Source organism: Candidatus Dadabacteria bacterium (genome assembly GCA_009840385.1).
In the GTDB taxonomy this organism is placed as follows: domain Bacteria; phylum Desulfobacterota_D; class UBA1144; order Nemesobacterales; family Nemesobacteraceae; genus Nemesobacter; species Nemesobacter australis.
This window is the reverse complement of sequence record VXNX01000002.1, coordinates 12,057-23,458: the sequence shown is the minus strand read 5'-3', so window position 1 is coordinate 23,458 and position 11,402 is coordinate 12,057. Positions and strand designations below refer to the sequence as shown.

Sequence of the window (11,402 nt, the reverse complement as noted above, 5' to 3'; positions counted from 1 at the left end):
TTTTAGCAAAAGACCGAAAAAGTTTGCAAGTAAAATCTTCTTTTGCGTTCCTACACGTTTTTTCGGGGATGGCGTAGTGCAGTTATGTTTTAATCAAAACCTCCAAACTTTAGATGGGTTGTCAACTGAAAATAAATACTATGTAATAATAGTATAATAATATAGTATAATAATAGTAAGATAAAAACAAATTAATAGTATACTACAATAAGTATTTGCGCAAGTCTTTTTTCCCTTTCGTAATCCCTGCCCATTTTTTGGGTGTGTTGACTCCCAATTCCTGCCTTAAATCAATTTTTTATCGTTGAACAACAGAAAACCGGAGGCTTCTATGTGAGAAAATTTCTGTTTGGGTGTATGTTGTTTAACGATTTTAATATTTTTAATATATGTTTTAACATGTTTAAAGGTGCGATGAGACCACGCCACACGTGAGTTCCCAGACTTTAATATGAACGTTTATGGGGTTAAAGGTGAACGTTTATGGGGATTAAAGTGAACGTCTATGGGGATTAAAGTGAACGTCTATGGGGATTAAAGTGAACGTCTATGGGGAGGAAAAAACCTTAAAGTGAACATCTATGGGGAAATTGTCTGAATCGCGGATTCTGCGGATTGTCGCGGATTCTGGAGGTTCCTGTGCAGTCCGAGAAAATCTGTAGAATTCCGAAGATTGTTCTTGACTGCTGGTTGAAAAAAAGGTATAATAAACATATCAGGTTGGCAGACATGCGAAGCGTAGCCTCTCGGTTACGTGTCTGCCTCCCACTTCGCAGGGGATAAACACCTGATACCTGATATACCATGAATTTACGTTCACAGCAGATAGAACTTAACCCGAATAACAAGCAGTCTACGTTGATGTCACAGCATGCTGGCTATGCGCGTGTTGCGTATAACTTCGGCCTGTCGTCTTTTAAAGCAGGACTGGATAAAGACGAATGGCGGGATTACCGAGGAATAAAGCGCGAGTTCAATGCTGTTAAGCGTAATAAGTTTCCTTGGTGTTCAGAGTTATCACAGAACGCGTCCAAGAATGCAATACACAATCTTGGAGACGCTGTTACACGCTGGAAAAAAGGACAAAACAAGTTCCCCGTCTGTGATAGCACCCACACGCTGAAGCGTGGGGCTTCGGCTTCGTAGACAGTGCGGTTTCCTTGAAAAGTCCACCGTCTTATTCCGTCTCCACCCGCGGGCATTTCCCTGAAACTCTCAGTCGAGTCTCAGGCATATCGTATTTAGGTAACGGCTATCCCTGCCCGCAATATGTTTATCGCAGCGTTGATGTCGCGGTCATGGTCAGAACCACATTCAGGACACGTCCACTGTCTATCGTTTAGAGAAAGATTTTCGTTATGAAAGCCACAATGACTACACGGTTTCGTTGTCGCTGTCCATTGACCCACTTGGAGCAAGGTGCGTCCATGTTTTTGACACTTGTATTTCAATATCTCAACGAACTGGTAGAACCCAAGATCGGAGACCTTCCGTCCCCAAAGCCGTTTCATACCCGCAAGGTTCAAGGTTTCAATCGCAATCGTATCAAAAGACTTACAAAGATCGCTTGCCAATTGCCAATGAAAGTCTTTGCGTTGGTTACTGATTTTCCGATACAGGCGTGCGAGGTGTCTCACACACCGCCACCAACCGTTAGAACCTCTAACCTTTCGGGAAAGACTTTTGTTGAGAGACCGAAGTTTGTTCAAGGACTGCTTCAAAGGTTGGGGGTGTTGTTTCTTCTCACCCGTGCTCAATGTCAAGTATGCGTCTTTCAAGCCGAAGTCTGCCCCAACGCTTTTACCTGTTGCCGACAGAAGTTTGCTTTCTACAAAATCAGTCAGTATACAAAGCCAATAATCACCACACGCGTCGCGCTTGATCGTGATACGACGGATATTACCTTCAAACTCACGGTGTTTATGAAACGTATAAGCCACTTTATCATGTCGCCATTTACCTTTATCCCATTTTCTGAAGTTCAACGTAATACGATTGTCTTCAAGAACCCAACCCGCTTGTTTGAGCGTGAAGGATTTGAACTTATGCCGTTTCTTGATTTTCGGTTTACCCCCAAGTTTCTTGAAAAAACGCACATACGCAGCGTCAATCCGTTTGAGTTCTTCTTGGATCGCTTGACTCGGCAACGCTTTCCAATGTCGGTGTGTCGTCCGTTTCAAATCCGTTGCGTGAGCAGACATAGCAGGATAGTTCGCATACGGCAGTCCACTTCTATATCTTTCGTCCTGCCACTTATGGAAATACGCATGCACTTGCCACATATCGTCAAGCAGGTTGCCAAGACGGATTGTATTCGACTGATCACCAAACTTATACTTATACGTTTTCATGGTATATCAAGTATCAAGCCTTTAACCCCTATCAAGTGGGTAAGCAGACACGTAACCTTGCGATTACGCTTGATATGTCTGCCAACTTGATACTCTAATTATACCACATTTTTAAGTCAATGTCAAATCTATTTTCAACGACAAACCCAACGCCCGCCTACATCCCCAAGCTAAAGCATGGGGTCTTGGCGGGAAGATTGATAAGGCAAAAGCCATACTTGCTGGTGTTCATGCCCGTATCGGCAATATCCGAGAGGATGCTCACCACCAAGCGACAATCCGTATTGTCCGTAAAGCCTCTGCTATCGGTATTGAGACGCTCAAGATCACCAATATGCTCAAGAACCGAAAACTTGCAAAGGCACTCTCGGATTCAGCACTCGGTGGCTTTCTCGTCAAACTCAAATACAAAGCAGACCGTCGGGGTATACCGATAACAGAAGCCCCACAGTTCTTCGCCAGTTCCAAGACCTGTAGCAACTGTGGACACAAGAAGGCAGATTTGACGCTCTCTGAACGCATATATCACTGCCACGAATGTGGCTTTGAATGCGACAGAGACCTAAATGCTGCTGTTAACCTGTGTCCAACTTAAACCTTAACCCTTCGCCACGAGTTGCGAGGAGAAGTAAAACGCCTGTGGAGTTTCTGTAAGACCTCGTTGAGAGGCACGAAACGTTGAAGCAGGAAGTCAGACAGGAAATCTACGATTTCTGTAAGTTCTACACAACGGTTAAACATGAACGTTTGTGGGGAAATTGACTCTGATGTTCCCTGATGGATGATGATTCGTTAATTGACGAAGGGGGGAAAGTCTACAAACGGCTAACTATGAACGTTTGTGGGGAGTTGTCAGAATCGCGGATTTTCGCGGATTATAGGAATTTGGGGTATCGTTTGATGCCTGCAGGACCCCCCAAAGAGATGCACAGAAGACTGACAGTTTCCCATGCTACAAGTTAACTATGAACATCTATGGGGAACACTGCAAAAGATAGTGGGAATACCCGTAGATACCTGCTTGTCATCGGAAGATATTATAGAGGCTTCGACTTTAATATGAACGTTTATGGGGTTAAATATGAAAAATTATGTTGACAATTATTCATATTAATTGTAGGATGGTTGTAGGGTTATAGGTTCGGGTTGCGTAGCGGAACGAACCTACCACCAAAAACCAAAAACCATTAACAAAGGAATATCTCATGAACTTAGCGAAAATCAACGAATTTGTCAAAGCGAGTCCAGCGATACAGATTCAGAGTAAAATTTCGTTGCTGCAGCGGCGTGCGTGGAACGTGCTCCTCGCCAACGCCTACAATGAGCTCCCGAATCAGGAGATTCATCACGTCAGCATGGTGGAATTAGCGGCGAAGTTAGGTTTCGATAGCAAGAACGAGGACTACTTGAAAGAGATGTTAAGGAAGCTGCGTTCTTGCGAGGTTGAATGGAATCTGCTGGGCAAAGACAACAAGCAGAAGTGGGGTATAGCGGGTCTATTGGCTTCCGTTGAAATCGAGGATGGCATCTGTACGTATGCTTTTGCGCCGCATCTGCGTCTGAAGTTGTATAACCCGCGCGTCTACGCCAAGTTGAACCTCCGCCTGCAAAACCGGTTTAAGAGCCAGTATGCCTTAGTTTTGTGGGAGTTGTGTTTCGATTACTTTGATACCGAACGCGACGAGGGGGAAACGCCCTTCATTGCGTTGGATACGTTTAGGGAGCTGCTTGGGATCGAAAGCGGTGAGTATCCGGCGTATAGTATATTCAACCGTGCGGTTATCAAACCGGCAGTCAAGGAGATCAATAAAGAGACGGACTATCATGTGGAGGTCGAGCAAAAACGCATTGGTCGGCGGGTCGGTAAATTGAAGTTCCGTATCACACGGGTCAAGCAGTTACCGGTCCAGGAGTCGTTGTTCCCAGATATAGAGAACCTCCCGCCTATTGCGGTTGAGCTTGTCCAAGCGCGGATTGAGCGGAACATTGCCTTGAAGATCGCTGCCCAGGAGTGGGATTTTGTGAACCCTGAAAAGTTGCCACTGCTCGATACGTATCCGGATTTCATGGGGTATGTCGCTGAGAAGATTGAGATGTCGATTGATGCGGTGGGTGTGCGGAATCGTGCGGGGTATATTATTAAGGCGATCCGCGAGAACTATGAGGACGAACAGGTGCAGAAAGAGCGTCAGCTGCGAGCCGAGAAAGTTCAGGAAAAGGAGCTTGAGGACTTGACGGCAGAGTACAAAACCAAGCGAAATACCATCATCCGTCAAGCCATCCACACCGAGCCGGAACTCGTTGAAGCCGCCGCGACGCGTGTCCAATCTCATATCGTCCGTCAACGGCTTGAGGCGCAGCCATCTGCAATGGCGGCATATCAGAAAGGGGGCATGGTGACGGCGGAGATCAACGCCATCCTTGAAGAGGAGTACTGTCAGGAGTTGCTGGCACCGGTTGTTGCAGCGTATGAGGATGAGAAGGCGCGGATTATGGGGGAAACTGTCTGAATGCCCGTCGCATTTGGGCGAGTACGCCGCAAATCGCGGATTTTCGCGGATGAGACGGATTACACGGATTTTTTAGTGAGAGGGTTTTCGGGAGAACGGGAGGGTGCTGGAAGGGAAGTTTGATGGTAGTAAGTGAAATCCGGTCGCTGTATCGCGACGAAAACGATTTATTCCGGGAGGTCCTCAAGCGGATTTATGAAGAATGGGATGCCGAGTTAGAGCAGTGGCATCTCAAGAAGATTGAATTCGTCTTTGAGGATCCCGATCTCCCAGTGCCTTCCGATGACCCCGCGGTGGCGGTAGAACGGCGGCATGGATGGCTGGTGCCGCCGGCATGGGAATTTGTCAGCGAGGTCTGGGAGTATGAGCGGAAACCGGAGTCAGAGGTCGTCTATGGCCATGGGGATGACGACGAGGTTCCTGTTATTCGGGAGTAGGGGGGTTCGCGGATTTTCAGAAAACTGCCAAATCCCTGAACCCAACCAACCTTTATTTTCACGAGTTTCTCCTTAAATTTCCCAATTTCTCCTTAAATTTCCTGTTTTTTTCACATTTTGCACGAAATCCTCTCGAAACTGCAGTCTTTATAATCAAGGTCCTCTGTTGGCACTGAATTTTCGACAGTTTTGGGCGGCATTACAAGGAAGCAAAGGCGTAGAGAACAAGATAATTTGTAATTCGTTTGTTTTTTGTGCTATACTTTTCACTAACTTGGCGGATAGGAGTTTCACCTCGACACACCCTTGTGTCGAGTCCTATCCAATCTCGTGAAACGGGTTGAATGCCGGGTTGCCAAGGGAAACCTTGTTGAACATGAGTTTTATTCTATGTTTGGGTATCGCTTTCTGCTTGTGAGGTGTCCCGAAAGCACGGAGTAGATTGCTATTTCGCAATCATAACGGAATGATCTACATCCAGATCATCTTATAGGAAAGTCTCAAGGAGTGTGGAAATGAAATTACGTTTTTGTGAGTCCGAAATTGACTATTGGGCAAACCGCTACAGGGAATTCCAACGTCCGGCCGGCCGCGAGAGAGAAGATCTGGTCATAGAACTTCGGGGCGACATTCAGCAACGAGAGTGCCTCACCAGATCTGAATTGCATAAAGTCGCATATTGGAAAACGAGAAATATATTTGGGAGGGCAGACTTAACATTAAGGAACTCTGAGAAGTTCATACAGGAAGTCACCACACAAGCATTCACGGGCACAGACGATTGGGAAAAATTAATCTCTTTGACCCGGTTAGAAGGCATCCAACAGCCAACTGCTTCCGCCATCCTACACCTCTATGATAACGGAAAATATCCTATCTTGGATATACACGCGCTTTATTCTGCTGGGTGGGCGTGGAAAAAAAGAACCTCCTATCCGTTTTGGCCGGAATACGTTCAAGGTTGTCGGAACATTGCGAATCGTAACAGCGTTTCAATGCGACACCTTGACAGGGCATTGTGGCGGTTTTCGTTCGAGCAAGGAACGAGAGAGCCCGGGTGTTGAGGTTGTAGATGAACGGCGGACGATATAGAATGCGATACACCTCCATGAGCGGAGGTAGAGATTCTGAGGTGATAAAAGATAATTGATGAAGCGGTTTCTTACTTTTTTCTTCCTAACGATTGCGATATGCCCAGTATTTACAACAGTGGGTTACAGTGAGGTTTCCCTCGTCCATGTCGTATTCCCGCAAAAGACCCCGATTGCAGTGGGTGAACGGTTGAATGTAGATATTCAAATAGCGGATGCACAAGACATTGCGGGGTATGAACTCACTGTCAGTTTCGATCCAACGGTTCTCCGCTATATTGGAGGTGGGAATGCGGATTACCTGCCGGAGGGAGCGTTTGCGTTATCGCCGATAGCGTCTAACGACAGCGTTTACATTGCGGCGACATCTGTCGTTGGGGCTGCTGCTGCGAGCGCAGGGACGCTTGCCACACTCACATTTGAGGTAGTTGCCATCAGTGCATCGACGCTCCAATTAAAGGATGTTATCCTCTCCAATAGTGCGGGGATGTCATTACCCGTTACCACAAGAAGTGGGCGCATTGAAACGATCCAGTCACTTCCCATCGGGGATGTCAACGGAGACAGAAGCGTCAACATTCTGGACTTAACGCTGGTAGCAAGCAGTTTAACGGTAGGTACTCCAACACCTCCGCGAGCGGATGTCAATGAAGATGGAACTGTTAATATTTTGGATATGGTGTTAGTTGCCCAACATCTTGATGCTATTGGCGGCAATACAGTAAAATCTAAAGTTGGAGTTATTCCTGTTAATCCTGATGTAACTGCTGGAATAGATATTGACTTTGCCGCCGAAGATCAGGCGATCCGCGACCTTTACGCGGAATACGCGCTTGCCCACGGCGACCAAGATGTTGACGCGCTAACGGACGTGTGGCTACCCGGCGAGAGCAAAGACATTTTTACCGCTTGGACGTTCTGGGCGGGCACCTTTGAAAAAAACGAAGGCGGAAAGGCAGTCAGCAAAGCATGGGACGGCATATTCCGGCTCCGCGGCGGAAAGATGGAGGTTGACATCACCTATATCGCTATCGATAGCAGAGGGAAAGAAGCCGTCTTACGAGGGGCGTATACTTGGGGGAATCAGAAGGGCGATCTAATTTCTGCACTGAAAAAGGATGGCACGGACTGGAAAATTCGTGCAATTGATTACACCGATGGAAGGTTTGGCAGACAGGTGAAGGACCTGCTTGAACCTGCTCATATCTTTGAAGAAAATCCGGAGAATCGTCAGGCAGCGGTGGCTACGAGACCGCCTATTGACTTCGCAGCAGAGAAAGCCGCAATTCAAGCGGTTTATAGTGCCTTCTACAAAGCCTTTAACGACAACGATCTCAAAGCCATTGGGGAGACCTTCCGGACGAATGATGGCAAGGTTGCCTTCGGAACGATTTTTGCCGGAAATGAACCTGTGCCAATCGCCTTCGGCTGGAGGAATGTTGAAATCGCTATTGAAGGTTTATGGATCGGCATCGGTACAAAAGGTGCCAAATGGGGACGTGACGATGTGTTGAAGGATTTTTGGATTCGCTATAAAGGCAGCAAGATTGAAGCGAGTGTGATAGGGTACAATTGTTACAAAGGCTCGTTTCCTGGCGAAACGCACTTGTATCTGATGAAAGAGGCAAAGGATGGGTGGAAGATTCACGAGTTGGATAGCAGCACGGAAAATAACCTTGGCATCTTTGGCTTTCACAAAGGTAAACCGCGTCTTAAGGAAGCAGGCCGCTTCTTTACGACAGATGCGGACAAAGTCCCCGAATAAATCCAGTGTCGGTTCGCCTGTTTCGCCACCAAAGTAATTACGGATTTCACTCTATTTGTAATTTTTCTGTTTTTTGTGATATACTTTTTATTAACTTGGCGGATAGGAGTTTCACCTCGACACACCCTTGTGTCGAGTCCTATCCAATCTCGTGAAACGGGTTGAATGCCGGGTTGCCAAGGGAAACCTTGTTGAACATGAGTTTTATTCTATGTTTGGGTATCGCTTTCTGCTTGTGAGGTGTCCCGAAAGCACGGAGTAGATTGCTATTTCGCAATCATAACGGAATGATCTACATCCAGATCATCTTATAGGAAAGTCTCAAGGAGTATGGAAATGAAATTACGTTTTTGTGAGTCCGAAATTGACTATTGGGCAAACCGTTACACGGAATGTCAAAGTGCGTCCGGCCGCGAGAGAGAAAATCAGGTCATAGGATTTCGAGGCAAGATTCAGGGGCAGGGTTCCCTCACCCAATACCACCTGTATAAGGTCATTGATTGGGTATTAAGCGTCTACGGGGTGGACGCCGTAGGTAGCGCATCAAGGAACAACGAAACTCACATAGAACTAACCACCAGGCAGGCATTCACAGTCACAGACGATTGGGAAAAACTGATGACTTTGACAGCGTTAAGCGGCATCCGACAGACAACCGCTTCTGCAATTCTACACCTCTATGACAAAGAACAGTATCCTATCCTCAGTGGACGGGCACTTTGGTCTGTGGAGGAACCGAAGAGAGATTATTATCCGGACTGGCTTTGGCTGAAATATATTGAGTTTTGTCGGGATATTGTGAAAAGGAACGAGATAGAGATGCGGACACTGGATAGGGCGTTGTGGTTTTATTCGTATGACAGTAGAGAATGCTAAATAGGAAATAAACGAAGGAAGTGAATTATGAAAAAGGAACCTTCATGGGCAGATGACCGAGCCTTCTATAGAAGTACACGGCATTCCTCACTCAAAGGGGAGTTTACCGCACGTGCGCGAAAAGTCCTCCCGGCTGCCCAGCGAAGCGATTCTACACCAAAACCTTTGATGTCGTCTGGTGTGAAGCAGAAAAAGACGATTGGCGTATTTTTGAGTTTTGAGTTTGGTAAAGATGGTGAACTGCATCGCGCCTTCTACTCCGAAGCGGCACGGTACTCGCGATATGAGATGATAGATTATTCTCTCAAGAAGCCGTATTCCCCTGATTTAATCTGGTTGGAGAGTACAAAGAAGCAGATAGGGCTCTCGGACATCATAATTGTAATGGTGGGACGGGAGACACGCAATGCACCAGGGGTCAAAAAAGAGGTGATAGCGGCTCATCGCTTAGAGAAACCGATTTTTCAGGTTCACCCTCGGAGACGAACGCACGGCAAAGTCTACGGAGCCGGTGAAGTGGTTCCGTGGAAATGGAAGCGGATTGACGCGAAGATTGCCGAAAAATTGTTGAAATGAAGCATTTATTGTGTCTCCATTTATTGGACCTCCAATAGTACTGACTTGGATTGAGAAGCCACGCGATTGTAGGATTGAAGCAGAAAAACGAACTTAACACAAAAGGATTCTATTATGTCGGGAGAAACGACTTTATATCAAGTTGAAACGGACACAACATTGGGGGAAGGTGCTTGGAAACTCGCTGTCACGCAATGGTGGAAAAAGCTTCCATACCGAGGAGCGAGTCGCGTTCTATTATGGGAGAATGTGGAAGAGATGATCCCATCTCAGTTCACCTTAGAGCGTATCCTGGCGAGCGATGTTTATACCAATGCCGTCAAATATATTATGTTGGGTACCCGGACAGCTGAGCAGTTCCATAAGTGGATTAACACATTTCGGAGACCAGCAGAGACGCTCGGTGATCGCATGGGGCTATCGCCTAAGAGGATGCAGCGAATCATAGATGAAGTAACAAAAGAACATAACTGCACCGCCCATTAAGTTGAAACGATAAGAATCTCGATATCGCTGGCACAATCACAAGTACTACCCTTGGGTTACAGGACTTGGAGGCAAACGTGAAAGAATTCCTGTTAGCGGATGCACATCAGTTATCAACATCTCCCTCTGAATACGAAGTCACCCGACAGCAGATAGAACGGGCAGAATACAAAACCTTCACACTGGGTGAGGCGGACTTTGACGACCTCGTTTTTATGGAAGCGAATGACGCTGTGTGGGCAAACAATCAGAAGTTGGTAGACACGCTGACACCGAAAGGCAAGTCGCGCACGCTGAAGGAAGTCGTGGATAGGATTCTGAGGGTATATCCGTATGAGAGTCCCATCCAAGTCTTTAAGCAGCTCTCCGAGGACGAGCCATGGTTTGAGGGGTGCTTTCTTATCAGTGCGCGGTTTGATCCGCGCTTGATGGGGGAATTGTTGATTCGACCGCTGGCAGCTTATGAAAAACCGGCGCATTCCCCGGAGATCCGGTTTTATCTTGAAGACGGGAATCATCGGGCACTGGTGTATGCCGTTTTCTTACGGCTGTGTGCGCAAGTGTATCAACCGGTTCGAGTCATTTTCAGCAAAGATTGGACGCACCTCTATCCATGGGCGCAGTTGACTTCATGACACAAAAGTTGTGTGCCTAATTTGAGAACGGGAGCGAGGTTTGGTTTGTAATGAAACCAGTGTAAGTTGAAGATGTCGCATGAGGTATTTATCCATGAATTTTAACTGGCGAGATGTGCTCATACGTAATATTTCTATAGACGAAGTGGTCGAAAGAATCGCGGGGTTGGGAGTTCCGGGGCTGGTGTTGCTTGGGGCTATGTCGACCACAGGCTTGTTTGGTGGCGCGGCAATCGTGACGGGGTTGGCTTCGCTCGGAGGTCCTTTTGGAATGATCGGCGGAATTGGTGCTATCGTTCTATCTGGATTCATCGCAGCTGCAATCTCCAAATATGGCTTTGAAAATATCTTCAGAAGGGTGGTTGACAACTTAAGGGAACAAGGTGAAACGAAAGAGGAAATCCTGCAGAAGATAGACCGTTACCCGATTGCCAAGGCGTTGAAGTTAAAACTTAGAGACTTTATAGAAAATATGGCGTTTGAGGAAACGGAATCTGCTGGGTCCTCTGAACAGGTGCAAAAGCTTTTAAGTATAATGGAACATCTCATTGGGGAAGGTATTGGGCAGCTTGAATCGCGTCTCGACAAGAAGATTGACGATGCCAAAAAGGAACTTAGCAAAGGTATTGGGCAGCTTGAATCGCGTCTCGACAAGAAGATTGACGATGCCAAAAA

At 46.7% G+C, this 11,402-nt stretch carries 8 protein-coding genes and 2 pseudogenes; 9 read left to right on the top strand and 1 reads right to left on the bottom strand.

Going from position 1 to position 11,402, the window contains the following annotated elements; translation table 11 throughout:
- Positions 1–804 precede the first annotated feature (804 nt).
- On the top strand, positions 805–1,146 hold the full coding sequence (locus tag F4X55_00715) for a helix-turn-helix domain-containing protein (protein MYC39531.1): 342 nt from the start codon (positions 805–807) through the stop codon (positions 1,144–1,146).
- A gap of 95 nt (positions 1,147–1,241) precedes the next feature.
- On the opposite strand, the gene F4X55_00710 is transcribed toward F4X55_00715, so the two are convergent.
- Positions 1,242–2,351: an IS200/IS605 family element transposase accessory protein TnpB gene (locus F4X55_00710; GenBank protein ID MYC39530.1), complete on the bottom strand. Its 1,110-nt coding sequence runs from the start codon at positions 2,349–2,351 to the stop codon at positions 1,242–1,244.
- Between the two features lie 226 nt (positions 2,352–2,577).
- Here F4X55_00710 and F4X55_00705 point away from each other — a divergent pair.
- The 8 genes and pseudogenes from F4X55_00705 to F4X55_00670 all read left to right on the top strand — a co-directional run bounded on the left by F4X55_00705 (position 2,578) and on the right by F4X55_00670 (position 11,199).
- Positions 2,578–2,946: pseudogene (locus tag F4X55_00705) on the top strand (IS200/IS605 family element transposase accessory protein TnpB).
- Positions 2,947–3,556: 610 nt separating this feature from the next.
- The gene (locus F4X55_00700) at positions 3,557–4,861 is read left to right on the top strand and encodes a replication initiation protein (protein ID MYC39529.1); all 1,305 of its coding nucleotides are present in this window, start codon (positions 3,557–3,559) and stop codon (positions 4,859–4,861) included.
- 122 nt (positions 4,862–4,983) lie between these two features.
- Positions 4,984–5,298, top strand: coding sequence for a hypothetical protein (locus tag F4X55_00695; protein MYC39528.1), 315 nt, complete (start codon positions 4,984–4,986; stop codon positions 5,296–5,298).
- A gap of 1,149 nt (positions 5,299–6,447) precedes the next feature.
- Positions 6,448–8,154, top strand: a complete 1,707-nt coding sequence (locus tag F4X55_00690; GenBank protein MYC39527.1) for a hypothetical protein — start codon at positions 6,448–6,450, stop codon at positions 8,152–8,154.
- A gap of 336 nt (positions 8,155–8,490) precedes the next feature.
- On the top strand, positions 8,491–9,030 hold the full coding sequence (locus F4X55_00685) for a hypothetical protein (protein ID MYC39526.1): 540 nt from the start codon (positions 8,491–8,493) through the stop codon (positions 9,028–9,030).
- A gap of 27 nt (positions 9,031–9,057) precedes the next feature.
- The gene (locus tag F4X55_00680) at positions 9,058–9,606 is read left to right on the top strand and encodes a hypothetical protein (protein ID MYC39525.1); all 549 of its coding nucleotides are present in this window, start codon (positions 9,058–9,060) and stop codon (positions 9,604–9,606) included.
- 563 nt (positions 9,607–10,169) lie between these two features.
- Entirely contained in the window at positions 10,170–10,727 is a 558-nt protein-coding gene (locus F4X55_00675) for a hypothetical protein (GenBank protein MYC39524.1), read from the top strand.
- Between the two features lie 136 nt (positions 10,728–10,863).
- Positions 10,864–11,199: pseudogene (locus tag F4X55_00670) on the top strand (hypothetical protein).
- Positions 11,200–11,402 lie beyond the last annotated feature (203 nt).